The 25,541-nt window shown below is 62.7% G+C and carries 19 protein-coding genes, 1 tRNA gene and 2 pseudogenes; 13 read left to right on the top strand and 9 right to left on the bottom strand.

Annotation, left to right across the window (positions count from 1 at the left end):
• Window positions 1-14: 14 nt before the first annotated feature.
• On the bottom strand, window positions 15-1,805 hold the full coding sequence (locus DEA8626_RS11475) for an ABC transporter transmembrane domain-containing protein (protein ID WP_108853171.1): 1,791 nt from the start codon (window positions 1,803-1,805) through the stop codon (window positions 15-17).
• Between the two features lie 283 nt (window positions 1,806-2,088).
• Here DEA8626_RS11475 and DEA8626_RS11480 point away from each other — a divergent pair, with 283 nt between their 5' ends.
• The 3 genes from DEA8626_RS11480 to DEA8626_RS11490 all read left to right on the top strand — a co-directional run bounded on the left by DEA8626_RS11480 (window position 2,089) and on the right by DEA8626_RS11490 (window position 5,276).
• The gene (locus DEA8626_RS11480; protein WP_108853173.1) at window positions 2,089-2,523 is read left to right on the top strand and encodes a universal stress protein; all 435 of its coding nucleotides are present in this window, start codon (window positions 2,089-2,091) and stop codon (window positions 2,521-2,523) included.
• A 27-nt stretch (window positions 2,524-2,550) separates the two neighbouring features.
• A complete protein-coding gene (locus tag DEA8626_RS11485; RefSeq protein WP_108853175.1) occupies window positions 2,551-4,095 on the top strand; it encodes an alanine/glycine:cation symporter family protein in 1,545 nt (514 codons plus the stop codon).
• A 182-nt stretch (window positions 4,096-4,277) separates the two neighbouring features.
• A complete protein-coding gene (locus DEA8626_RS11490; RefSeq protein WP_181366416.1) occupies window positions 4,278-5,276 on the top strand; it encodes a right-handed parallel beta-helix repeat-containing protein in 999 nt (332 codons plus the stop codon).
• Window positions 5,277-5,339: 63 nt separating this feature from the next.
• Here DEA8626_RS11490 and DEA8626_RS11495 read toward each other — a convergent pair.
• Window positions 5,340-5,413 (bottom strand) — tRNA-Gly (locus tag DEA8626_RS11495).
• A gap of 399 nt (window positions 5,414-5,812) precedes the next feature.
• Between DEA8626_RS11495 and DEA8626_RS11500 the strand changes: the two genes are divergently transcribed.
• Entirely contained in the window at window positions 5,813-7,690 is a 1,878-nt protein-coding gene (locus tag DEA8626_RS11500) for a hypothetical protein (RefSeq protein WP_108853179.1), read from the top strand.
• Window positions 7,691-7,953: 263 nt separating this feature from the next.
• Here DEA8626_RS11500 and DEA8626_RS11505 read toward each other — a convergent pair.
• From DEA8626_RS11505 to DEA8626_RS21340, 5 genes and pseudogenes are all read right to left on the bottom strand, one after another.
• Window positions 7,954-9,122, bottom strand: a pseudogene (locus DEA8626_RS11505) (IS3 family transposase).
• Between the two features lie 53 nt (window positions 9,123-9,175).
• On the bottom strand, window positions 9,176-9,385 hold the full coding sequence (locus DEA8626_RS11510) for a cupredoxin domain-containing protein (protein WP_181366417.1): 210 nt from the start codon (window positions 9,383-9,385) through the stop codon (window positions 9,176-9,178).
• The gene (locus tag DEA8626_RS11515) at window positions 9,382-9,801 is read right to left on the bottom strand and encodes a hypothetical protein (RefSeq protein WP_108853181.1); all 420 of its coding nucleotides are present in this window, start codon (window positions 9,799-9,801) and stop codon (window positions 9,382-9,384) included. Before DEA8626_RS11515 ends, DEA8626_RS11510 begins: the two co-directional genes overlap by 4 nt.
• 696 nt (window positions 9,802-10,497) lie before the next feature.
• The gene (locus DEA8626_RS11520) at window positions 10,498-13,926 is read right to left on the bottom strand and encodes a DUF7901 domain-containing protein (protein WP_146188864.1); all 3,429 of its coding nucleotides are present in this window, start codon (window positions 13,924-13,926) and stop codon (window positions 10,498-10,500) included.
• A 202-nt stretch (window positions 13,927-14,128) separates the two neighbouring features.
• Window positions 14,129-14,513, bottom strand: a pseudogene (locus DEA8626_RS21340) (IS66 family transposase); the annotation flags it as partial.
• A gap of 459 nt (window positions 14,514-14,972) precedes the next feature.
• Here DEA8626_RS21340 and DEA8626_RS11535 point away from each other — a divergent pair.
• The 8 genes from DEA8626_RS11535 (at window position 14,973) to DEA8626_RS11570 (ending at window position 22,186) form a co-directional block, all read left to right on the top strand.
• A complete protein-coding gene (locus tag DEA8626_RS11535; RefSeq protein ID WP_108853189.1) occupies window positions 14,973-16,196 on the top strand; it encodes a thiamine pyrophosphate-dependent dehydrogenase E1 component subunit alpha in 1,224 nt (407 codons plus the stop codon).
• A 33-nt stretch (window positions 16,197-16,229) separates the two neighbouring features.
• On the top strand, window positions 16,230-17,201 hold the full coding sequence (locus DEA8626_RS11540; RefSeq protein ID WP_108853191.1) for an alpha-ketoacid dehydrogenase subunit beta: 972 nt from the start codon (window positions 16,230-16,232) through the stop codon (window positions 17,199-17,201).
• The gene (locus DEA8626_RS11545) at window positions 17,185-17,517 is read left to right on the top strand and encodes a type II toxin-antitoxin system MqsA family antitoxin (protein WP_219929187.1); all 333 of its coding nucleotides are present in this window, start codon (window positions 17,185-17,187) and stop codon (window positions 17,515-17,517) included. The genes DEA8626_RS11540 and DEA8626_RS11545 overlap by 17 nt, the downstream gene beginning before the upstream one ends.
• A 6-nt stretch (window positions 17,518-17,523) precedes the next feature.
• Window positions 17,524-18,078 (top strand): hypothetical protein, encoded by a 555-nt coding sequence (locus DEA8626_RS11550; protein ID WP_108853192.1) that lies wholly within the window; start codon window positions 17,524-17,526, stop codon window positions 18,076-18,078.
• A 22-nt stretch (window positions 18,079-18,100) separates the two neighbouring features.
• A complete protein-coding gene (locus DEA8626_RS11555; RefSeq protein WP_146188865.1) occupies window positions 18,101-18,664 on the top strand; it encodes a hypothetical protein in 564 nt (187 codons plus the stop codon).
• Window positions 18,665-18,700: 36 nt separating this feature from the next.
• Entirely contained in the window at window positions 18,701-20,131 is a 1,431-nt protein-coding gene (locus DEA8626_RS11560) for an MBOAT family O-acyltransferase (RefSeq protein ID WP_108853196.1), read from the top strand.
• Window positions 20,132-20,142: 11 nt separating this feature from the next.
• Window positions 20,143-21,108, top strand: a complete 966-nt coding sequence (locus tag DEA8626_RS11565; RefSeq protein WP_108853199.1) for a hypothetical protein — start codon at window positions 20,143-20,145, stop codon at window positions 21,106-21,108.
• 592 nt (window positions 21,109-21,700) lie between these two features.
• Entirely contained in the window at window positions 21,701-22,186 is a 486-nt protein-coding gene (locus DEA8626_RS11570; protein ID WP_108853201.1) for an Hsp20/alpha crystallin family protein, read from the top strand.
• A gap of 78 nt (window positions 22,187-22,264) precedes the next feature.
• Here the strand turns inward: DEA8626_RS11570 and DEA8626_RS11575 are convergent, their stop codons facing one another.
• A complete protein-coding gene (locus DEA8626_RS11575) occupies window positions 22,265-23,353 on the bottom strand; it encodes a polyheme membrane-associated cytochrome C (RefSeq protein WP_219929188.1) in 1,089 nt (362 codons plus the stop codon).
• A 52-nt stretch (window positions 23,354-23,405) separates the two neighbouring features.
• Here DEA8626_RS11575 and DEA8626_RS11580 point away from each other — a divergent pair, with 52 nt between their 5' ends.
• Window positions 23,406-24,575: a hypothetical protein gene (locus tag DEA8626_RS11580; protein WP_181366419.1), complete on the top strand. Its 1,170-nt coding sequence runs from the start codon at window positions 23,406-23,408 to the stop codon at window positions 24,573-24,575.
• Here DEA8626_RS11580 and DEA8626_RS11585 read toward each other — a convergent pair.
• The gene (locus DEA8626_RS11585) at window positions 24,490-25,467 is read right to left on the bottom strand and encodes a ribose-phosphate diphosphokinase (RefSeq protein WP_108853205.1); all 978 of its coding nucleotides are present in this window, start codon (window positions 25,465-25,467) and stop codon (window positions 24,490-24,492) included. The genes DEA8626_RS11580 and DEA8626_RS11585 overlap by 86 nt on opposite strands.
• Window positions 25,468-25,541 lie beyond the last annotated feature (74 nt).

Raw genomic sequence — 25,541 nt, forward strand, 5'->3', positions numbered from 1 at the left:
CAGGGCATTGCGCGCTACTCGGCCGCGAGTCCCTCGGTGAACTGAAGGCGCGCGAGCCGGGCGTAGAGGCCGTCCTCGGCAACAAGCGCTTCATGCGTGCCGGTCGCCACGATGCGGCCCCGGTCGAAGACGACGATCCGGTCAGCCTTCTTCACGGTAGCGAGTCTGTGGGCCACGATCAGCGTCGTGCGTCCCTCGGCAAGCCGTTCGACCGCCTTCTGCACGGCCCGTTCACTTTCGGCGTCAAGCGCCGAGGTGGCCTCGTCGAGAAGAAGGACCGGCGCGTCGCGCAGGATCGCGCGGGCGATTGCGATTCGCTGCTTCTGTCCGCCCGACAGCATCACGCCGCGTTCACCGAGGAAGCTATCGTAGCCCTCGGGCAGCGCCGCGATGAAATCGTGCGCTGCGGCGGAGCGGGCGGCGGCCTCGACCTCGGCATCCGTCGCTTCCGGCCGGCCGAAGCGGATGTTCTCACGCGCCGAGGCCGCGAAGATTACCGGGTCCTGCGGCACGAGAGCGATAGCGCGGCGGAAATCCGAGCGTGCCATGTCGGATAGGTTCACGCCGTCGATCGTGATGCGGCCCTGGTCGGGGTCGTAGAAGCGCAGTAGAAGCTGGATTACCGTCGTCTTGCCCGCGCCGGACGGGCCGACGAGCGCCACGCTCTCACCGGGGCGCACGTGCAGTTCGACGCCGTCGAGGGCGGATTGCTCAGGGCGCGACGGATAGTGGAAGGTCACGCCCTCGAAGGTGATCTCACCCCGCGCCGGTCGCGGCAAGGCAACGGGGCTTTCGGGGTCGCGCACCGTATCAGTAGCGCTGAGAAGCTCGACGAGCCTCTCGGTTGCGCCAGCGGCTCGCTGCAACTCGCCCCAGATCTCCGACAAGGCGGCGACCGATCCCGCCGCCATCACGGCGTAGATGACGAATTGAACGAGTTCACCCGGCGTCATCAAACCCGCGCGCACGTCGCGCGCGCCGATCCAGAGAACGCCAACGACGCCGGCAAAAACGAGGAAGATGACGATCACTGTCATCACAGCACGGGTCTGGATGCGTGCCTTGGCCGTACGGAAAGATTCTTCGGTCACCCGCCCGAACTCGGCTTGCGCGCCCGTCTCCTGCGTAAAGGCCTGCACGGTCTGCACTGCCGAAAGCGCTTCGGCCGCGGCGCCGGATGAGGCCGCGATCCAGTCCTGGTTGTCACGGCTGAGCCGCCTCAGTCGCCTGCCCTGCGTGATGATGGGGACGAGGACGAGCGGCACAATCAAGAGGACAAGCCCGGTGAGCTTGGCCGAGGTGATCAGCATCAGGATGACGCCGCCGATGAGGATCAGGCAATTCCTCAGCGCGACGGAGACGGACGATCCAATGACCGAGAGGATCAGCGTCGTGTCGGTGGTGATGCGGCTGACGACCTCGCCGGTCATCAACTGCTCGTAAAAGACCGGGCTCATCCCTATGACGCGGTCGAAGACGGCACGGCGGATGTCGGCCACAACCCGCTCGCCAAGCCGCGAGACGAAGTAGTAACGTGCACCGGTGCCCAGCGCGAGCACCGCGGCGATGCCCATCGCGCCCGCGAAGTAGCTGTCGAGCAGCTCGGCGCCCTCGCCGAAACCGTCGATCACGCGTCGGACAGCCACGGGCAAGAGAAGCGAGACCGAGGCCGTTAGCACAAGCGCCATGCCCGCCAGCGCCAAGAGCACCCTATACGGGGTCAGGAACGGCCAGAGCGCGGCGAGCGCACCGACGCGCTTGGATGCCGCGCGCTCCTCCCCGGTCGTTTTGGGCTGTCGTGCCATGCAACCTCCGCTCCAATCCCAGAGGGTTTAGGCGGGTGCGGCGCGCGGGGCAAGCGGTGGCGGGGTGGCTGACGCTCCGGCGGACGGATGGATCAGCATCCATGGTACGCGCAATTAACCAGCGGAAAATCGCACATGACGCAATAATCTTCGACAAATTAGACCATATCAAGCACGATTTCCGCAGAAAATTGCGTCGCGATGAAAATGAGGGACAGATTGCCGCAGCACTCGGGTGACACTGAATTGCCCAACGGAGTCGGGCGCAACAAAGGAGAACGTGATGGCAGACACATTCGTTGCCGCCTATGACGGCAGTCCTGCCGGCAGGCGGGCCGTCGATTATGCCGTCGCCCAGGCGAAGGCCGCAGGCGCGTCGGTTGTCGTGGCGCATGTGCTTGAATGGTCCCCGTATTCCTTCCTGACGCCGGAGGAAATCGAGGAACGGCACCAGCGTCGCGGCGAGGAACTCAAGCGTGCAGAAAGCGCGGTCGTCGGACCACTCGCGGCAGATTTGGCCGGTTCCGGTGTGACGCTCATCACCGAGATCAAGTATGGCCACGTCGCCGAAACTCTCTGCGACATCGCTAAGGCGCATGGCGCCAGCCAGATTTTCATCGGTCGCACCGGCCATTCGACCATTGTCGAGCGGCTTTTCGGCTCGGTTGCCGCGTCGTTGGCGCAGATCGCGCCGGTGCCCTGCACCATCGTGCCGTAACGGGATCAGATCAGGGATAGTGACATCATGCATAGAATAGAAACGCGCAGCTTGATCGGCGCGGCCTTGTTGGCGGTCGTTGCGAGCGCCGCCCAGGCGCAGTCGGTCGACGACAGCATCAACCAGGCCTTCGCAAGCGCGACAGGCTGGTTCGTCAATTTCATCTTCTCCAACTTCCCGGGAACGTCGTTCCCCTGGATCGTGGGCTGGCTGGTCGTCGCGGCCTCGGTCTTCACCATCTACTTTGGCTTCATCCAGTTCCGGGTTCTCGGCCATTCGATCGCGCTGGTCAAAGGCGACTATGCCGACCCCAATGACGCGGGCGAGGTCAGCCATTTCCAGGCACTGGCGACTGCGCTTTCCGGCACGGTGGGCCTTGGCAACATCGCCGGCGTCGCCGTGGCCGTGGGCATCGGCGGACCTGGCGCGACCTTCTGGATGATCCTCGCCGGACTTCTCGGCATGGCATCGAAATTCACAGAATGCACGCTTGGCGTGAAATACCGCAACGAGTTTCCCGATGGTCACGTCTCGGGCGGGCCGATGTACTATCTGACCAAGGGCTTTGCCGAGCGTGGCGTGCCGGGAGGCAAGGTGCTCGCGGTCATGTTCTCGATCTTCTGCATCCTTGGGGCCTTCGGTGGCGGCAACATGTTCCAGGCCAACCAGGCGCATCAGCAGCTTTCCGGCGTGCTCGGCGAGTATCCGGGTTGGATCACCGGTCTGGTCTTCGCAGCAATCGTCTTCATCGTCATCGTGGGCGGCATCAAGTCTATCGCCCGCGTGACCGAGAAGGTCGTACCCTTCATGGCGATCCTCTATGTCAGCTGCGCGATCGTCATCATCGCGATGAACATCGGCAATATCGGTTGGGCCTTCGGCCAGATCTTTGCTGGCGCGTTCACCGACATGGGCATCACTGGCGGCGCTGTCGGCGCGCTGATTCAAGGCTTCCGCCGAGCCGCGTTCTCGAACGAAGCGGGCGTGGGCTCGGCCGCGATTGCCCACTCGGCGGTCAGGACGAAAGAGCCGATAACCGAGGGTTTCGTCTCGCTTCTGGAGCCCTTCATCGACACAGTGGTGATCTGCACGATGACGGCGCTCGTGATCATCTTCACGCAGCAGCTGATCGTCGATCCGGAAACCGGGCTTTACGTTATGGACGAGGCGACGGGGCGCATCGCAACCATCGACGGCAATTCCGGCGTGGGGCTCACGTCGGCGGCCTTCGGCTCGGCGCTGTCATGGTTCCCGTATCTCTTGGTGGTGGCTGTCGTGCTGTTTGCCTTCTCGACGATGATTTCGTGGTCCTATTACGGACTGAAGGCCTGGACCTACCTCTTCGGCGAGGGAAAGATGCAGGAGCTGATCTTCAAGCTTCTCTTTTGCTTCTTCGTGATCGTCGGCGCTGCGGCGAGCCTCGGGCCGGTCATCGACTTCTCGGACGCCGCGATCTTCGCCATGGCGGTCGTGAACATCATCGGACTGTACGTCCTGATGCCGATCGTGAAGCGCGAGGTCGAAAGTTATCTGTCGCGACTAAAGACGGGCGAGATCCGCAAGTTCGCCTGAGGACAGCATAGACATCGGCAAGAGACCGGGCGGGAAACCGCCCGGTTTCGTATGTTCGCGCATCCGACCGCAGAGGCGGTTGCACGCGCGGGCACGGAACCGCTAGGCTGAGGGCCGAACATGTGTGCGGACCGATCCTACGGCGGCTCGTGGCAGCGCTCGATCGTCAGTGGAGAAATGCCGTGGCCACGCTGAAAGCAAAAAACCCCAAGGAACTGCAGCAGGCGCTCCGCAATTCCGGAGCGCGCGATACGATCCTCGTGACCGGAGAGTTCGGGGCCGTCGGCCTCAAGGGTGTCCGCCCAGAGGGCGGCGTCACGATCCGCGCCGCCAAGCCCGGTGCGGCCCATTTCGAGAGCATCGTGCTCAGCAATTGTGCGAACCTGACCTTCGAGGGCCTCAGATTCTGGCCAAACGCGCCTATTCCGCCGAGCCGGGGGAACCGGTATCTCATCACGGCTTATCCAAATACGTCGGCGATCGAAGTGGCGAACTGTATCTTCCGCGGCCGCGTGGACAGCGACGACTTCTCCACGTGGTCGCTCACCGATTGGCGGCAATTCAAGGTCGGCGCCGTGCTTCTGCGCGGACCGCGGAGCGTGATTCGCAATTGCGCGGCCGTCGGCGTCTATTTTGGCTTTGGCGTCAGCGGGCGGAGTTCGGAAATCTTCGAGAACCGAGTCTTTGGCTTTTCGGGCGACGGTCTCAGAGTGACCGAGGACAACTGCGTCGTCATCGGAAACCGCGTCACAGACGCCATGCAGATCGACAGGAACCATTCGGACGGACTGCAGGCCTTCAAGCCCAAGGGTTTGCTCAACGGGCTCGTCGTGAAGGACAACGTGCTGATCGAATGGACCGTGCGACCAGACAACCCACTCCGCGCTAAGATGCAGGGAATCGGACTGCACAACGGGCCCTACGCAAACGTCGTGATGCGCGACAATTCTATCGCCTGTTCGACCCCAAACGGTATCCGATTGAACGCGGTGCGCGGGCTCGAGGTTACGGGTAACCGCGTGCGGAACGTCGACGGAAAGCGCGGCAAGCATCCGTGGATCTGGGTGCAAAGATGTTCGGGCCGCGTAGTCGTGACTGACAATGAGGCGGAGAATTTCAACCTGCAACGTGAAGCCGTCGTCGGCGGGAACAGCGAGCCGAACTATGCCGTCAGCTACTGACGCGGCGCGAGCCGTACTGGTCATGGTGCACAACGACGCGCAATTGCAGGTATCTCAAGGGGCTGGAGCGGGCGGCGGGAATCGAACCCGCGTCATCAGCTTGGAAGGCTGAGGTCTTACCACTACACAACGCCCGCTCAGGCTGAACGGTCAATATTTCATGGGTCTTTCGTGGTCAAGCAGGAAGTCCACTACCGCGTGAACATGCACCTTAAATGCATGCCAGCTTAGTCTACCAGCTGATCATCGCTTATCATTTCGACCATCGTCCTGATCCCACCATGACGGCGTAAGGAGGCTTTCGGCCCAATGGAGCCATCTACCAAACTGTCGGTCGCTGCAGTGCAGCTTTCGCATTTCGGACATTTGTCGAAGGCATAAGAGTCTGAGTTTCGGACGGTGCGCAGCGCGTAAGTATTCCGGTCGGCTGCAACGTGTCCTGATCAGAATCAAATCCGCCGCTCGCCATAAGCCCATAATTGATTTCGCACGTAAAGTTTGTCGGTCTATCGGCTTCTCGACTTCGAGGTACAGAGATGCAGATTTCACTACGCATGTTCATTCTGCTGTTGGCACTGTTCGCCGAGGTCAGTCCTGCCTCCGCCTATCGGGAGGGCGATTACACGGCTGGCCTGTTAACGCCGAGGACGCATCAGTGGATCATCGATCGGGCGATAGACCTGCTTCGATCGCGCGGCCGGGCCCGGATCGGGCGTTTTCCCGTGCAGTCATACCTCCCGCATCTCTATTGGGGCGCCTGGTATGCGGACAATACCGAGGTGAAATGCATCTGGACCGGATTTCGCGAGGAGAATTGCGACGCGATCCACCATTATGGGCACATCGGCGACATCGTCGCTTGGAAAACCGGATCGCCCAAGACGGTTGCAGCGAATACAGGCGGATTTGCGGGGCCTTTCTACGGGCAGGTTCTCTTCGATCAGGCGGTCAGGTTCTGGCCCGGGGGGCCGGCGCCGGATCTGTCATTGCTGCCTTATCGCGATGCGGGCTACATTCGGGCGAGTTTTCTCGTCACCAGCGTCACCGATCTTGGGAACACCTACGTTGGCGGCCAGGCGTTTTGCGAGAAGCACGCCCACCTGACATTGGGCTCGTCTGTCATTTCGATCCATGAATGCCCCAAATGGCCGCTATGGGCGGCAATCGATGCCAAAGGCAAGATCGCCAGGGAGGAGTCCGAGGTTTCCCTCAGATATCTGGGCTGGGCGATCCACCTGGTCGAGGATCTGACCGTGCCCTACCATGCCAACAATCAAGCGACCGATACGCACAGCGCCTATGAGAATGATGTTCACACCAAGATTGAGAACGGCGACTTCGATCATCTTCCGATCCTGGCGCTCTCGGCTGGCTACAAGTATTCGCCGTGCGGGCTTTGCACCAAGGGCGCCTATGTTTTCCCCGTGGTTGATGAATTCGTAAGCTCGAGCCTCTCGGTCGAGCAACTCGGGATTGCAGCGCGCCAGATCGCCATCGACACCGACAGCGGGGCGGCGTTACTGCCCGACGGAAAAGGGTACTGGCAGCACTACAGCATCATGGACCGCAAGGCGGTGATGGAGCGGGGGCTGGACGCGGCCATAAAGCTGGTGGCGGCGGTGCTTGAGAAACACCTCGAGTCGATTGCCCTAGCACCGGATGCCTTCGAGACGAATGACACCGTCTTCACCGCCGCCGCGGTGGCGCCGGGATATCATCCGGACCTGACCATCGATACGCCGAACGATATCGACTGGTACGCGATCAGCATCCCGGCCGATAACTCTGACCTGGTGGTCGACCTCTACTTCGACCCCAGCGCGAGCAGGCCCGCTAGCCGCATAACCAGCGTCAGTGGCCCTTATGCGGGCGTGCCCAAACAGATGCCCTACGGATCGCGCATAGAGATGCGCGGAATCAGCAAGGGGACCTATCGCCTTGAGGTACAGTCGACGGACCTGTTGATGCTTAGCTATGGTCTTCACGTATTTGTCGGGATCGGCACTCTTCCCGCAGATCAGTATGAGGACAACGACACCCCCGCCAGCGCCGCCCGGTTCTATGACGGCTGCGATTTCACCGGTGACCTGACAATCGACGCCGCGGGCGACGACGACTGTTACTATGTCAGATCCGACATTGGTCTGCGCATTGACGCTAGGGTGATCCTGGACGGCACCGCCTCGCTAAGCATGTCTTTGGACGAGCATCCCGCGGCGGTCTCGGTCAATGCAGATGGCTCCCGGCAGCTGAGCCTCTCCCGATGCACACAGAGTGGCAAGCCCCTGATTGCGATCAGTGGATCGCCCACCCGCTACAGCATGTGCATCCTGCTCAAGTCGGATGCGGGCTGCCTGCCCGATTTATCGAACCTGGACGGTGGCCCGTTTACCCCGCCGCAATGGCCGAAGTAGCAAACGCCTTCAGCGGGTCGGTAGCGGTGAGCGGGCCTTGTGGTCGAGTGTACATGCCGCCGGTTCGAGCTTCGCGATGCTCGGTGCCTGGTAGAGACCTTCGGAATCGAGCGGCCCGTTGCTGACCTTCGAATAAGGCGTCCGATGCTGCAATGCGGCCCTTTCCAGGGGACGTTCGCTGCATACACAAATGCGGCTGCGAACGGGAAACGTATGCACGAAGGCCTTCTAACTAGCCCCACCTGAGCAGTCCGGTTTGAGTGTTAGTGCATGACTGGTCTGTCGTCCATCGGGACGATGGTTTCCGGGGCCGGCGGGCGGAAGCCCAGAGCACTGGGCGGTCGCTTCGTGTTGTAGTTCCGCCTCCATCGTTCGATCAGGATTTGCGCCTCTCTGAGGCTGTAGAAGATCTCGCCGTTGAGCAGCTCATTGCGGAACCGGGCGTTGACGCTCTCGCAGTGGCCGTTCTCCCAAGGTGATCCTGGCTCAATGTAGGTTGTCTTAGCACCGACGGCAGCGATCCAGTCCCGAACCGCTTGGGCGACGAATTCCGGGCCGTTGTCCGACCGGATGAACGACGGGACATCGCGTGAGGCATGAACAGATCACTCAGCGCGTCGATGACGCTGTTGGCGTTGAGCCGCCGCTCGACCTTGATGGCCAGGCATTCGCGGCTGAACTCCCCTCTCGGCCGATTGCTGCGCAATCGCCTGCCGAGCAATGATCGAGGATGTTCAGCGCCGGTACGCCTTCCCGTCATCGGCGCGGCAATGCACGAAGTCATAGCTCCAGACATGATCGCGATGCTCCGGCCGCAGCCGCACGCAGGACCCGTCGTTCAGCCAGAGCCGTCCCTTCGTTGGTTGTCTCGATGGCACTTTCAGCCCCTCCCGCCGCCACAGCCGTTCGACGCGCTTGTCGTTGGCCTGCCAACCCGCGTCCCTCAGCGGCACCGCGATCCGGCGATAGCCATAGCAGCCATACTGGCGGGCCATCTCGACCATGTCGGCAACAAGCCAGTCTTCATCGGCCCGGCCCCTCGGTAGCTTGTGCTGCGTCGAGCGATGCTGACGCAGCATCCGGCAAGCCCGACGTTCCGACACACCCAGTTCTTCGCGGACAATGTCGATACAGGCACGACGACGGGCGGGGCCCAGAAGTTTCCCCTTGCAGCTTCCGTCAGGATCATCTTGTCCAGCGTCAGGTCCGATACGGCCTTACTCAGCCGCTCGTTCTCCTTCTGCAGCCGATTGAGCTCCCTCAGTTGGTCGGTTCCCATCCCGCTATACTGCTTGCGCCAGCGATAGTAGGTCTGCTCGGTGATGGGCACCTCGCGGATCGCATCCACCCGCGCCATCCCCAGGCCGACATGAACCTTAACCTGCCGCAGCTTTGTAACAATTTCTTCCGGCTTGTGCCGCTTCGTAGCCATTCTGGTCCTCCGTTTTCCTAAACATAATGGCGGAACACTTCAGTGGGGGAGGATCAGCTGGACAACGGGTCGCGGTTCACGAACCGGATGGTCGTGCCGGGGGCGACAGCAAGGCCGCGCGGCGAGAACCAGATGCGCTCGCCACGCGACGTGCCGCGCATCTCGATAATCTCGGACGGCGCGGCCGTGGCCCGCTTAGTCAATGTGAGGGTGGCGAGCGCGCTACTCCCGAGGGTCAGAACCATGCGTCGGGACGGTCTCATTCCGCAAGCCGCCCCTTGGCCTCGTCATCGTGATAGAGCACGATACGCGCATGCGGTTTCTCAACGCCGGGATAACCCGCATTGTAGTAGATCTCCACGTCGGAAACCGTGTGCGACCCGACGCCGAGACCGTCATAGGCAGTCCCTTTCTGAAGATCTTCCAACGGCGTCATGTAGACGGTCGCTGAGAGTTTGCCATCGTGATCGTAGGCGAGGAAGGGGCCGGCAGGCAGGATCGTGGGATACACGAAGAGCGTCCCGAGGCCCGGAACAAACTCCGGAATCGGCAGTACGTCACTGACCTGACCGTAGGGTTCGCCCGGAGGCGACTTTTCCAGCGCCGTTTCACCATGCGCGACCGAAACGCCCGTGGTCGCGGCAAGCATCGCGGCGGTCAGCGGCAGAAGTTTCTTCATGTCTCGTCCTTTCCTGATCATGGCAGCAACGATCTGGGCCACCTGATCCATTGGATGCAGCGGGTCAGGAAAGGTTCCCCGTCAACGAGAATTTTTCGGGCAAGAAACGTCCGGCAATCGTGTCGTGTCGGGGTAGAATGGCGGAACAGAGCGTTCGTCGAAGATCGACCGCTTCAGAAACTCGCCGTGAGAACGGAACGCGTTTCGTTGTTGGTGATCGGGTCTGCCACGGACAACCACTTTCCAAAACCTAAGCGCAGGTGGCCCGGAACTGTCATCCGCTGCGTGATTGATGAACGGCAACTAGGGGCCGGTCGCTGCGATCAGCTGTCGTCAGGGCTGCCGACGTCGCCAGCAGGAACCTCCCGCCCGAACTGCGGGCAAAGCCTCCGTTGCTCACGGCCCAATCCCGCCGTTCGTCGGCATATCTCGAGTCTGCGCTGCGACCCGTCGAAACTAAGACATCGCAGGCTACGGCAGGTCCAGACTGCGCAGATCATGCAGCCATTCGTTCGATTGTAGTTCCATCGCGCCTTCCGCCTACCACTTGCGAGGCTTACTGTTCCGTTCGTCGGGCCCCGGACGATATGTTGCATAATCTTTGATCGACCTGCGCTGCTGCGCCGGATCGAGTTGCATTGCGCGCAGTCGCCGGCTTCATTACCACGATGCGCGGCAGCAACGGCTGCGCGTGCGTCAGTTCTCGGGAAGGGTGGTTGTGAAAAGTTCGAGTGTCTGATCACCAGCAGGGCAGAGGCCGCCATCGATAGGCTGCCAGTCGCCATAGCTCCAGCCGGCGTCGCCGTCCGTTCCGAGTCCGCTCGTGCCAGAGACGGAGCGATCCGCGGCGATGTCGGGATGCGTGAACCAACCCCAGAAATGATCCTGCGCCCCGTTGATGGTTGTGACGCGCCGGCCCGTCTCAAGATCATAGCCGAATCCCGCGACAGCCTGGATCGACAGCCAGTATCGACGCCCCGGAGTTCCGATGAATGCGTTGGCCAGCACCGGCGGCTGCACAGCGACACTGCCGAGGTCGCGCGGGTCGGGCTTCGCGGCAACCGCCGCCCAGCAGTTCTCTAGATCAACCATGTGTTCGATGACGCGCCGCCCGTTCGGGCCGCACTCCGTCAAGCCTACGTCACGCAGACCGATCTCGGCGGGCGGGCAGAAAAATTGCCCTAAATCGGTGCCTGGCTGGCCGTGGGCGCCCGGTGTGCTTGCCGGCGCTGGTTGCTCGGTATGAAACCCGATCAGCCATCCATCGATATCTTTGCCATCGCCCTGCGGCCCACCCAGGGCTGGCGGAACGAAGTCTTCGTCCAGAAAGGCGCCCCAGAATCGCACGGACTTGATGGCGTTGCCATCCGCGATGAAGTCGTCTGCAACGACCGTATTCGGCCCTGGAACCCGGGCGCATCGTACCTGAATGCCGATACTGCCGACCGAAAGTTCCTGTCCTTCGAAACGGACACCGACGATATCGGTCCCGCCCAGAGACTGCACGACCGATGACTCGCTTTTCGGCACGTCCAGTTGCGCCGAAGGGGTTCCGGCGGCGCGCTCGTTGACGCTGAAGGTGGCGGTACCTCCGCAATTGTTCATTAGTGCCGACACACCAACAACCCGGTTGCCACGTCCTGCGAATTGCGAGAGATCCATGCTCACCGAGCCACTAAATAGTCCGAAGACGCGTCCATGCAGTGGCGGTACGTCGGTGCATCCCTTAACGGTAGGATTTTGCGCGTCGTCGACAACGAGCCGTGTCCCGCTGAACCTTAGAGCTGCGACCGAAGGCGAGGTTTGTTCGCACACCGTTCCGGCGGGCACCCGTTCCTGCTGTTCTGTAATGTCTCCGAGAGCAAGAGACTGAAGGTCAAGGAACGCCGTCGTCAGTCGGCCGAGGGAACGGTTGGCACCGACATTGGAGGGCGCCGCGAAGCCCATGAGAGTATCGCCGGGCCCGTGCTGCCAGACCGGCACGCGCTGGCGCGGTGGAAGCGACAACCTCAGTTGCTCGGCCGTCTGGTTCGTCATCTCATCCGCGACCAGCGTTGGATGTGCCCCATCCAACGAGGCCGCGTTCGCCCGGAAATTGAGGTTGAGGTTGCTCCAATCATCGAAGCCGCGCAGCTTCTGCCACGGAGAGGGGCCGCAATCATGAGCCCCAAGGTTGTTGATGTCGGCCTCTGCGAGTGTCTCGGCAGGATGCGCGTCGTGGTCCCAGTTGATCGGGCCACTGCCTGCGCCGATGGCGCGTGTCGCACCGGGCGCCGGTGCAAACCGCGTTTGCAGGGGACCGTCGCCGATGCCTACGGACTCGTCCAAGGCGCCTTCGTCAAGAACGCCGTTCTTGGCGGCCGGCAGAGCCGCGCGGGAGTAGTCCCAAAGTGACGTCGGCAGCAAGCCCTCCCGCTGGAAGGCGTAATTCATCACTGACAGGTAGTTCGGTTTGCAGTTGATCGCGTCATCTCCACCGTGACGGAGCCCCAGATTGTGTCCGAGCTCGTGCATCAGCGTTCCCGTCGCCCAGTTCCGGTAATCGGCTAGGGGCCAAGTCACAACGCTGTCGCCCAGCGAAACGATGAAATCGTCTCCGTTCAGCTCCGCTATGCCCGAACTACCGCCTCCATCATGGCTGTGGGCCCAAAGACTGTAGTGATAGACCAGACGCTTGGCACTGATCGCAGCAGAGTTCGCCCGCTCTGCCGACGTACCGAAACGCAGGCGTTTAGTATCGCTGAGACAGTCGAGATCGCATTCATTTGCGTGCGGCAGAGTCTCATCCAGCTGGAGGTGGAGGTTAATACCGGGACGGCCGTCCGGATTGGCGACGGGCGCGCTCGCGAAGGCCAACGCTACGCGTCGGCGCGCCGGAAGAGGCGGGATATGGTTGTGAATAGCCGGGCCGGACGGTCCGCAATCACTGCCCGTCACGCGGCAATCGAATGCGTCCATCTCGACGAAGATGTCTTTGTGGTCGGCCGACGCGCCAAGTACGGGAAGATCTAGATCCACGGTGCCGTCGCTGTCGTAGTCGATCCCGAGTGTTTCCCACGCATCGAGGAGGCTGTCGCCGTCACGGTCACCAATTTCAATACCGACGGCAATGCTGTCTCCGGGATCGAAAACCACTCGTGCCGATGGAGTGTGGGAGAACGCGGCGATACGGACGCCCGAGCCCTTGTAGACCTGGACATTCGCACTCGGGACGCTTGCCGTCGGTGCCAGGCTGTGGGCGATGACAATCTCGGCGGCCCCGCCACCGTCAATGTCGCCGACGGCCAGACCGTCGCCAGGATCGAAGGGGACCGGCGTGGAAGGGCTATCCGCGAACCAGCCGATCCGGGTGCCTGAAACGGTGTAGATACCGATGCCCGCGCTCTGCGAACCGCTCGCGCCGCCATGACTGATGTTAATGCTGTGAGCAATGATGATTTCTTCATGGCCATTGCCATCGACGTCGCCAACTGCCACTGCGTCGCCGGGATCGAAGGGCACCGCGCTTGCAGCAGTGTCGGCGAACACGCCAGTGCGGACTCCCGAGGCGGCATAGATAGCGACAATCGCGCTCTGCGGTCCACTCGCGCCGCCAGGGCTCACGTTTACACTGTGAGCGATGATGATCTCGTCGACGCCGTTCCCATCGACATCGCCGGACGCAAGCCCGTCGCCTGGATCGTAGGATACTGGCGAAACGAATGAGTCCTGAAATCGGGCGATTTCCGTTCCCGATGCCTCGTAGACAGACACCGCGGCGCTCTGCGTACAGCCGGTCGTCTCGCTCGGATGGCAAAGACTCTCGACCACTACGATTTCGTCGGAGCCGTTGCCGTCGACGTCTGCCGTGGCAAGGTCGAAATTCGGCTCAAGGAGCGGCCCGACCGGCTGCAGAGAGGGCGTGATCGCAGCCTGAAATCTCGCCGTCACCACACCGAATTGGTTCCGGATCGTGATCGCACCCGACGGATCGGCGAGGACGATCTCATCTCGCAGATCGCCGTCTATGTCGCCGACAGCCAGTCGGCTTCCAGAGGGAAGGTCCGATGGCATTCCACCACGAACGCCATGAATCGGATGGCGGCCCTCATGATCCAAAATCGATATGGTCGCAGCAGACGCCACGACTATGCCCTCGGGTGTCTGCGCGTGTGCCGGAATGGCAGCATGAAGTGCCGAGAGCGAAACGAGAACCATCGATGCAGAAACGAAAGTTCGATGGACCACAGTGTTACCTCGTATGTGGCGCCTACAACACTGCGCGATAGTGCCTCGAAATCCACCGCACCCAGTGATTTGAATCAGGCCGCGCGCAATTTATCCAAGCGAAGCGAGCGGGATGGTGCTTGGGGTGCTGGCCCTTGCGGTCGCCGGAGAAGCGATACCAGACGGCGGGCGGGACATCGCCGCCCCAGGCCGCTCGTCGCGGGCATAGGACCAAAGACGCGCCGACTGAGTCATGCCGGTGCCTGGCATCAGCATCCGCACCGGCGTATCGTCCGCGAAGATCGCCTGGGCGGAGAGGCATGGCGACCGATGGCATCTGCCAGGGGTTCCAGCAGAGCGGTGGTCTTGCCGGCCCAGTCGGCCAGTTTAGAGCGATCGAGGTCGAGACCTTCAAGATCGAAGATCTGGATCTGACGATAGAGTGGCAAGTGATCGGAATATTTGCTGACCAGCATATGGGCCAGCAGCCCCGGACCCGGGCGACCGGTCGCGCTGCAAAACGGAAGAGTCCGGCCGCAGCCGGGTCGGGAGAACGCATTCGCGAGGCCAAGTGGCGGAGGTATCAGGCGACTGCGAGCCAGTCTCTGCCAGGACAGTAGCGCTGCACCTTATCCGGCGAGAGGACCACGCCATCACCGGACGGTCATGAGGCGATCGTCGATTCTTAGATTGCTCAGCGCTGCACGTTTGTACGGAAGGCAATCCGTGACCATCTACCCGGCGCGACCGTAGCGCTGGCACCACTCTACAGGCTGCCACGTAGTCAGCGCCACCGCCAGCATTGTGAGCACCCTTACATCGGCACTCAGCCGTATCGAAACGTTCGCGCCCGTCGACTGACGCGCGTCAATGACAGCACCCGCATCGGAGCGCCATCCTCACGCGTGATCATGGCGCATAGATCGCAGACGCGACCGCGTCAGGTTGGCTGTTGGGAGGACGACATGACAGACAATGACGGGAACCTCGTATTCTGTTCTGACGAGGAAGAGCAGGCACCTCAATCTGAAAGCCGCCGCGGTTTTCTGAAGCTAGCCGCGCTCAGCGGAGCGGTGGCGACGCTCTCGACGCGGCGCGCCCTTGCAAACGGCGACACCGCGTTCCACGCGAAGGATCTGCCGGATGACAAGCTGATCGACATGTACCGGACGATCCTGAAGATCCGCTGGCACGAACGGACCCAGGCGGACCAGATGCTCGGCAACCCCGACTACCGGGGCTACAACCACTTCTATGCCGGGCAGGAAGCGGTCGCGACCGGCGTTTGCGCGGCTCTGCGCAACGATGGACCATTTGAGCAGATCGACCTCGTCTACTCGACGCACCGGCCCTCGGGCCACGCCATCGCTAAAGGTGTAGACATCCCGACGATGGTCGCCGAGATGGACTTCCGCGCGACCGGCATGAACGGTGGCTACGCGGCCGAGATGCACATTTCCGACCCCTCGGTTGGCTTCGTCGGCGCCGACGGGATGATCGGGCCGGGCCACGTAACCGCGACCGGCTCCGCCTTCGCCTTCCGGGCTCGCGGATCTGACCAGGTTTCGGTCGTCTTCGGCGGCGATGGCACCTACGCCACACCGCAGTTCCACTCGGCGCTGAACAACGCCAAGCTCCTAGATCTGCCCTTCATCTACGTGCTGGAAAACAACCTTTATCACCAGTACGCGCACTACACGTACTCGTGCCCCCACAGGGACATCGCCGACGCGGCCACGGCCTACGGCATCCCGGCGCGGGTGGTGGATGGCCAGGACGTGATGCAGGTCTACAATGCTGCGAAGGAGGCGGTGGACCGCGCCCGCGCAGGTGGCGGCCCGGGGTTCATCGAGGCCAAGACCTACCGCTATTACAACCATTGGGGCGCCCCCGGCGCCAAGGAAGGCGAACTCGGCGCGTTCGGCTACGACCCCCTCGCCATCACGTCGTTCCGACCGGAGCGCGAAGTCCGCGCCTGGATGCAGCGTGATCCGGTGGATATCGCGCGGAATATCCTCGTGGACTGGGGTGTCGTTGACGAGGCGCGCGCCACCGAGATCGAGGACGAGGTCAAAACTGAGATCACGGCAGCCTTCGAATGGGGTCTCGCTCAGCCGCTTTGCACGCCTGAGGATGGTCTCAAGCACGTTTTTGCCGAGGGTACGGTTCTGCCACGCCAGTTCGGTTGAGCCGACGGCCTTCGCGTATGAAAGGAAACGACGATGACTGAGAAAAGCTGGATGTATGCGGTCCTTGAGGCCGTGCAACACGAAATGCGCGAGGATCCGGCGATGACCTGGATTTTCGAGCTCACCCCGCCGGTGGCCTCCAACCCCGGCATGCCGGTGATCAACCTGGAGACGGAGTTCGGCCGCAAGCGCGTGGTCAATGCCGGCATTGACGAATACTGGATGGCGGCCATGGTGCTGGGCGCGGGCCTCGCCGGGTCGCGCTCGGCGACCTACATTCCTTATCAGGGCGCTCTGATGCCGTTCGAGCTGATCCAGAACTACGCTGGCAAACTTCGCCACATGACCGGCGGCAAGGCCTCGATGCCCGTTGTCTGGATCATCGAGATGACCGGCCAAACGCCGGGCTTCGCCGGGCAGCACTCCTGTTACGAGGAAGACAGCTTCTACATGCACATCCCCGGCGTGCGGACGGTCATTCCGTCGACGCCCTACGACGCGAAGGGGATGATGGTCTCCGCGCTCCGCTCGCCCGACCCGGTCGTCTATCTCTATCCGGCGGGCTTGCGGACCCTGACCGAAGAGGTGCCGGACGAGCAATACGAGGTGCCGCTCGACAAAGCCGCGGTGCGGATGGAGGGCAGCGACCTCACTATCGTCAGTTCGGGCGGCGGGATGCCGGGCGTGCTGGAGGCGGCTGAGACGCTGAAGGGCGAGGGCATGGGTGTCGAAGTCATCGACCTGCGCGTGCTCAAGGAGATGGACACCGAAACGCTCGTCAATTCGGTCGCCAAGACCAAGCGACTGCTGACGGTGGACCAGTCCTACTACACGCTCGGGCCAGGCGCCGAGGTCGTCGCACGCTGCGCCGAGAACGTTGACGGTGCGCGGTTCAAGCGGGTGGCCTTCCCGGACGCGCCGCCACCGGCCTCGCCCGAGATGTTCCTCTGGATGCGGCCGAGCGCCGAAGGCATCGCGGGAGCGGCTCGTGCCATCGTCGGCTGAGGCGGATCGCCGGGCGAAGCCGCAGGCGGCGGAGCCGAAAGTGCCCGCCGCCGAAGCGCCCCGCTGTGAGTCCTGCGGAACTGGCAGGCTGGCGCTGGATAACGTGCGCACAGCACTCTGGTCGGGCGAGCGGCTCGTCGTTGTCGAGGATGTCCCGGCGCTCGTTTGCACCCATTGCGGCGAGCAGTTTTACGAGGACGAGACGGCGATGCGGCTCGACATGCTGCGTGGTGGCGGTTTCCCCACAGGCAGCGCGGCGCGCGAGATGGTGGTGCCCGTGTTCAAGTTCAGCACGCCGCGCAACTCCGAAGGTTGAGGGCTCGTGAACGGAAATCGCGTCATAGGTATCGCCATCCTCGCCGGTTTCGGCGCGAGTTCTGGATTGGCGCAAGGCGATGACTTCGCCTTCATGCCGCCGGGCGGGAAGTCGATCTTCGTGGAAGCGCTCCTGCCCGGCGATGCGGCGGGCCTCGCAGAGGCCGCCGCACGCAAGGCCCGCGTCGAGGAATGGGCCGAATGGGCGCGGCAGCAGAATCCCGATCTCTCCCAGGCCGCGGTTGAAACTTTCGCGGGCTATGCTGCGCTCAACTTCCCCGTAACGGATGATGTCGCCGGGGCGCTCGCCGAACGTGGCGATGTGGCGCTCTTGCCGCGCGACGGGAAAGAGCTTGCCATCGCGCAGTGCCAATTCTGTCACTCGCTGTTTACGGGCTACCTCATGCAGGACCGCGGCGAAACCAGTTGGAAAGGCACGTTCAAGGCGCCGTTCCATGCCGAGATCCCGATGAGCGAAGTCGAGCGCGACACCTTTGCCCATTACTCGGCGATCAACATGCCGCTGAAATTCGAGGATGTGCCGCCAGAACTGAGGTTCTGACACAGGAAGAGGGGCTGAACGCATGAGACGTCCTGCATTTCACAAACTCATGGCGGTGATTGCCGCACTGCTGGGAACGGCAGTGATCGGGCTCGCTCAGGAAGATGTCTTCGACTTCATTCCCGTTGGTGGCCGTACGCTGCTGGAGAACCTGCGGGCCGAGGGGATGCCGGCAGACCTGGAAGGCGGCATCGGCTCGCAAGGCGGCGACGCCGAGGCGTGGCGCGCGCGGCTTGAGGCCGCCGGTGCCGAAGCGCCGTCGCTCGAGGCGCTCGACGCCTGGCAGACCGACACGCTCGCCTACTATCTGGCGGCCAATGCTCCGCTTGCCAGCGGTGTGGATCTGCCGCGCGACGGCAGGGACATGGCGCTCGCCCTCTGCCAGTCCTGCCACATCATCACGGTGGTGGTGACGCAGGAGCGGACTCGCGAGGCGTGGCTGCGGACGATGAATGGGCCGAGCCATGTCGAGATCGCGACCACCCCGGCCGAGCGGGAAGCGCTCGCGGATTACCTCGTCATCAACGCCGGGATCCCGATCGACCAGATTCCACCCGAACTGCGCGCCGGCGGCGCCTCCTACTGAGGAGCGCGGTCAACGGGCGACGGAGGGCATTCGCCGATGCTGTTCACCACGCTCGATTTTCTGCTCTTTCTGCCCGTCGCGGTTCTCGTCTTCTGGCTGCTGCCGGTCCGGCTGCGCCTGCCCTGGCTCGTGCTGGCGAGCGTCATCTTCTATGGCAGCTTTGGACTTCAGAATCTCATCTATCTCGCGATCGTTATCGTCATCGTTCTGATCGCCGGCCGGATGCTCAGGACAGATGCGCTGGGTACACGACGTGTGGCGCTCTGGGGTGGCACCTTCGTGATCCTCGCGCTGATGGGCCTACTGAAATACTACGATCCGATCGCGGCAGAGATCAACGGCTTGCCCACGCTCGGTCTCAGCTCGCCCGCGGGCTTTTCCTTCTACGCCTTCACCGCGATCGCGCTCATTGTCGACCGCTATCGCGATCCGGCGGCGGCGCGGGCAAGTGACGCGCAGGAAGTGCTTTATCTGGCCTGGTTCCCGAAGATCCTCGCCGGGCCGATCGAGCGGATCGGGCCGTTCATCGCCGAGCTGACCGAAAAATCGCCACTTACCTGGCCGCAATTCGCTTTGGGGTGCCAGTTGATCCTATGGGGAATCGTCAAGAAGGTGGTCGTCGCCGATAACCTCGCGCCCTTCGTCGACCGCACCTATGCGATCCCCGCCTATGCCGTGCCCGTCGAACTCATCATCGCGAGCTACTTCTTCGCCTTCCAGATCTACTGCGATTTCTCGGGCTACACCGACATCGCCCGCGGAACATCGCAACTCTTCGGTATCCGGCTCTCGGAGAACTTCCGCCGCTCCTACTTCGCGCATTCGATCGGCGAGTTCTGGTCGCGGCGGTGGCACATCTCGCTCGCCGACTGGTTTCGCGACTACGTCTACTTCCCGCTCGTCGGATCCGAGCGGAAGGCCTGGCGCATGTATGCCGGGCTCATGGTCGTCTTCATCCTGAGTGGCATCTGGCACGCAGGGCTCGGTTACGGAATCGGCTGGGGCTTCGTGGCCTGGGGGATACTGAACGGCGCCTATTTGTGGGGCGAGCGCGCCCTGAACCCCCTGCGCCGGCGGCTCCGCAAGCGCCTCGGCGCCAGTTGGCTCGGGTCTCTTCATACCTTCGCGGCGATCCTTGTCGTCTTCCACCTGATCCTCGTGAGCTGGGTCTTTTTCCGAGCCGGTGATCTCGGCGATGCCGCCTTGATTCTCGGCCGCATCTGGGACGATCTGCCGGCGTTGCCCGCGCTTCTGCCGAACTATCCCTTCACCGCAGAACACGGCTTTCTCGCAGCGTTGATTGCCGCGCTTCTCGTAATCGAGACTTTGATGGAACGCCCCCGCATCGCCGAACAGTTCGCCGCCGCGGCGCGCCCGCTGCGCTGGCTCGTCTGGCTTGCCTGCCTCTTCGCGCTGATCGTCCTCGGCCGATGGGACAGCGAAGTCTTCGTCTACATGCAGTTCTGAAAGGCCGACCCATGGACAGCCTCAGCCGCACACCGCCTACATTGCCCTGGGCTCGCATCGCCGCCTTCCTGGGAGTCTGCATCGCGCTTTACGTCGCCGCTGCGGTGGTCGCGGAGTTCAGCGTGGGCCGGCGCGGAGAGGACACGGCCCTGCAGAAGCTCTACGCGGCGCGAGGCGCACCGGTCGACTGGGTTGTACTGGGGGCGTCGCATGCCCTGCCGCTGGACTACGGCGGCATCCCCGATCAACTCCACGAGGATACGGGGCAGACGATGATCGTCCTCGCGGAGGTGGGCGCGGGACCGTATTACAGCGACTTCGTGTTGCGGCAGGCATTGGAGGACCTGCACCCGAAGCGCCTCCTCTATGTCGCGGATTCCTTCGCGTTCCGTTCCGCGCGCTGGAACAAGGAGCGTATCGCGGACCGCAAGCTGCTGCGCAATACGCCGCTGCGGCTGTCCACCCTCTGCACCATGCTGGATTTGACCATCTCCGCCGACCTCTCGGCGCGTGCGGTCCTCGATTTCGCCACGGCGTTTTCGAAGATCAATCCGCCGGACCGGTTCCCGAGGGACGACTGGCGCGGGGCCGAGAACTTCGAGCGCCGCTTCCGTCCGTCACGCCACGCCACCGCCGCGCGGATCGAATATCTCTATCCCGAACCGCCTTCCGAAGAGACGCAAGTCCGCTACTTCCAAGTTCTCGAGGCGATGTTCGCAAGAGCCCGCTCCGCGGGGCTCAGCGTCACCGTCGTCAAGATGCCGGTGCCTCGGGCCTTTCGCGATGCTCTCCCCGATGAGGCCACCTTCGACACCGCCCTCCGCGCACGCCTTGCACCACTCGGCATACCGATTCACGACTTCAGCGCAATACTCGACGATCCGGTCTATTATTTCGATACGGATCACCTTAATCGCGAAGGCGTCGACCGTCTCTACGACGAGTTCCTCAGGCCAATCCTCGCCGCGGGTGGCTGATGGCATGGGCCTGTCGACTTCGGTCTAAGCATTCCACTGGGGGATTGGCTATCGAGGAGGATGTGCACCAACGCTTTGACCATAAAGATTTAATTCCAGGTTTGGTCGATCCGTTCAGTCTGGATTGTGTGCTTGGCCGGCCGAAAGACGCCAGTGCGCTCATCGCCTTTGCGCATTGTAGCTGAGCAGCAGGTTCAGTCCGTGCAGCAACTACATGGCGAGGGAACTGCAGAGGGCCGGCTTCGCGACATTGCTGTTCGATCTTCTGACCGAGGACAAGGCGCTCAGCCGTTCGACTGTGTTCGACATATCTCTGCTTGCCAGCGGCATCGGCGGTGCGCTTCGCTGGACGGGTTCCGCACTTGGGACCGCAGATTGTACCGGGCGCCTTGCGTCCGCTCAAACAACCAGGCGCGCTCGCCGCCGTTGTCGGTCTCGCCGGGTCGTGCTTCGCGGATCATATCCCCTGATTCCCCGAGGCGACGGCGCCACCAATTAGCTGATCCGGATCAGCGACCACCGACCCTTGCTGAACTAGATTCGCCCCGCTCCCTTTAGGGGAGTTCCGCATCCTCAATTCAGGAGAGTGATCATGAGACAGAACCGTCTTCCTTCCCGAACGGAGTCCTCTACGACCACACCATTCTTCAGATCGCTGCATGACGAAATCGACCGCGTGTTCGACCGGTTCAGCAGCGGCCTTCCGATGTCCGCCCGCGACCTCTGGGGGCGGGCGGAGGATGCAGTGATGCCCGCACTCGACGTTGCCGAGACCGAGAAGGAGGTCGTCATCACCGCCGAGGTGCCGGGCGTTGCCGAACAGGACCTCGACGTTTCGATCACCGACGACGTCCTCACTATCAAGGGCGAGAAGTCAAGTGATCACGAGGAAAGGGAGGAGAACTACCATCTCGTCGAACGCCGCTATGGCCGCTTCAGCCGGTCTGTGTCGCTTGGCTTCGCGCCGGATGACGGCAAAGTTCAGGCATCGTTTAGAGACGGCGTGCTCACGCTGAAGATAGCGAAGCCCGAGGGCGCGGTCACGAAGACCCGCAAAGTCAGTATCGGCAAGGGCTGAACACCAAGCGCACTGAAGGAAGAACGCAGCTGAGAGATCCAGCTGCGTCTATGCCTGAACATCTGCCACGCTGGTATGTCAGGGCCGCGTCCATACTTGCGTCTCTAGTTCGACCGCCTCGCCAAGGCTGTCGAGACTATCGATGAGTATCTGCTGCGCGTAAGCCGGATTGTGAGCGTAGATGCCCGGATCCTTCGCGACGAACTGGTAGTTGTATGCCGCCTGCAGAAGGCGCGGCGTCCAGTGCTGATAGCGATTTGGATAGGCGAGCTCCTCTCCGTCCGGCAAGCCGTTGGCATTCAGATCGGCGAAGAAATAGGGATAGTTATCGGGGGCATAGATTATCGGCGCGCCGGTGACCTCGGCGGCGTAGGCGAGGAGCGCCCGGCCCAGCGCATCGTGCAGCGTTGCCATCTCTGCGGCCACCCCTTCGGAAGCGTCACCGTCTGCATCCACATCATCCGGGCGCGTTCGGATCGCCCAAAGGTCTTGTGTGTTGTGGCAACTCGCGCAAACGGTAGTGCTAACTTCGAGCGTATGCGCATCATGGCAGTTCGCGCAGCTGTCGAAGCCTGCGACATGCGCAAACCGGCCCGCATAGATCTTGCCCGGATATTCGTAGGCGCCATGCGCCACCGCGCCCATAAGGCTCGCCGCCGCCGCGCGATAGTGGATGTTGATGAAGCCGAGGTCAGGCGAAACCGAGTCCGGCTCGAGCCCTGCGACCGCCGCCTCGACGCTGGACGATGACTGGCGGCCCTGATGGCACACCATGCAAATGGCGGAGCTACCGAGCCTCTCGACGACCGCGCCGCTCGGAAAAACGACTTCGTCGAGCGACGTCGCAGTGAGGTTGTGGCACGCTGCGCAATCGACGGTCGACCCGATCAGGGCCGGGCGATCCACGATACCGGGCTCGGTTCCGTCTGCGCCGAGAAAGTCGCGCAGCCCGCTGCTGGAATGGCAGGCCGCGCATTCCTGCGCGACGGCGCCGTCTTCGTTCCAATGCTGGAAGGATTGCGATTCCTGGTCAGCATGCGGCGAACCAAGCCAGGACTCAACGATGTCTGCGAGTGGAACCTGCGTATCCTGAGCCCACGCCGTCTTGCCGGAGAGGAGCCAAAAGGACGGAACAGTCAGCAAAAGTCCGATAGTCCTACTGATCATAATTCCCAGCCTCCCACGTTCCCGGACTGCTACAGCCGGATCAGTGTTAATCATGCCGGATCGCTTTGGCATTCTGTTGATAAGGATCAATGCCTCTTTACCGCCCTGCAGGAAGAATAACCGTATGAACACCAGCTGCGCGGCGCCTTCCAATCCGCCTTCCTCCGCCGCCAAGATCGACGCGGTCGAGCGTGCGCTGGGGCCCAACGCACCCGTGGAGCGCAGAGAGACGAGCATGGCCTGGGTGTTTCTGACGGCCGACCGGGCCTACAAGATGAAGAAGCCCATTCGGCGGCGCATATTCGATTTCTCGACCACCGATTTACGGCGGCATGCCTGTTCGGAAGAGCTGCGTCTCAATCGCCGCCTCGCCCCGGACGTCTATCTCGGCCTTTCGCAGTTGAAGCGTGCTCTCGGTGGCGTGCTCTCGCTCGACGGTGAGGGCGAAACCGTCGAATGGCTCGTACGGATGCGCCGTCTGCCGGACGCGCGCTTTCTCGACCGCGCCTTGGCGAACGGCGCGGTCACCGAGGCGGACATCATCGCCATTGCCCGACGGCTCACCCGGTTCCATCAGTCGCTGCCCCCTGAGGTGCCGTCGTCCAATGAATACCTTTCGCGCTTCCAGTCTGATCTGGAGGAGACGCGCTCCTTCCTGCCTAAGAAATCGTTCGCAGACGAGGCGTCTCGGTTTGAACGCTTGACCGCACTGTTGGCGTCCGTTCTGGCAATGGAGCCTGGTCTGCTGCTGACCCGACTCACCGACAGGCGCGTTGTCGAAGGACATGGTGACCTCCGGCCCGAGCATGTCTGGCTTGGCCCTCCTGTCCTGATTATTGACTGTCTCGAAGCCGCGCGGGGACTCCGGCTGCTCGACCCGTTCGAGGAGTACGCAACGTTGGCAATGGAATGCGCGACTATTGACGAAGACTGGGTCGGCAAGCTTCTCTTTCGCGAGGCGACGAAGCGAATGGATGATCGACCCGATGCGCGACTCAGCGCGTTCTACACCGCGCATCGTGCCACGCTGCGCGCGCGGCAGGCGCTGGCCCATCTTCTCGACCCGACCCCGCGCACGCCCGCAAAGTGGCGGCCTCTGGCGCGGCGGTACCTGGTCGAGGCCGAGAGGGCCGCCGCTATCCTGGAAACGACAGGAGCTCCACGAGCGAACCGTCATGATGGAGCCGCCGGATCGCCTCGGCGAAAAGCGGGGCCGCGCTGACCACTTCCACGCGCCGGTCGAAGAGCACGGGATCGATACTCCGCCTGGGCACCGTGTCCGTTACGATCCACCGGTCGATTGCGGCGTCTTCCAGCGCCTGCTCCGCGCCCTTCGTGAACAGTCCATGCGCGGCGAACGCGATCACCTGCTCGGCACCGCGTTCCTTCAGAGCCTGCGCGGCCCTCACCATCGTGCCGCCCGACGCGATCATGTCGTCGACCACGATCGCCGTCCTGCCCTCGGCGTCTCCCACGAGGTGAGAGCCGCTGACGACGCCTGCGCTGCGCCGCTTTTCCATGAAGGCCGCGCGGACCGGTCGGCCGAGGAGCCCTTCGAGCATCTCCCGGAACAGCTGCGCCCGCTTCACACCGCCCGCGTCGGGCGACACCACGGACAGCTCCGCGCTGCCAAGCTGCGGGATCACATGCCGTGCGAACAGCGAACGCGTGTCGAGGTGCCAGTTGCAGCAGCGGAACGCGTTCTGGAAGGCGGCGAGGTTGTGGACGTCGAGCGTCATGACCGAGTCCGTTCCTACCGACTCGATCAGCCGGGCGAGCGTACGGGTCGCGACCGGATCTCGCGCCTTGGTCTGGCGATCCTTCCGCGCATAGGCCAGGTACGGGATGACCGCCGTCACCCGCGCCGCGCCATCGTCCTTGAGAGTGGCGAGGAACATCAGAAGCCGGACAAGCTTGTCGTTCGTGTTCTGCTCCGCATCGCCGTGGAGGCCCTGGATCACGTAGGCATCTCGCCCTCGCACGTTCACGAGCGGCCGGCTCTTGTGCTCGCCATCCTCGAATGCCCGCTCTTCGTGCGGGTCAAGGTTTGTCCCGAGATGACCTGCCACCGCTTGGCCGAAGTCGCGGCTCGCTTCCATTGCGAACAAGAGCATGAAGGGTTCCCATCGATTTCACAGCGCGATCTTGACCGATCGCCCCGCTGCTGTCGCTGATCCAGGTCACGTCG

The organism is Defluviimonas aquaemixtae, assembly GCF_900302475.1.
In the GTDB taxonomy this organism is placed as follows: Bacteria; Pseudomonadota; Alphaproteobacteria; order Rhodobacterales; family Rhodobacteraceae; genus Albidovulum; species Albidovulum aquaemixtae.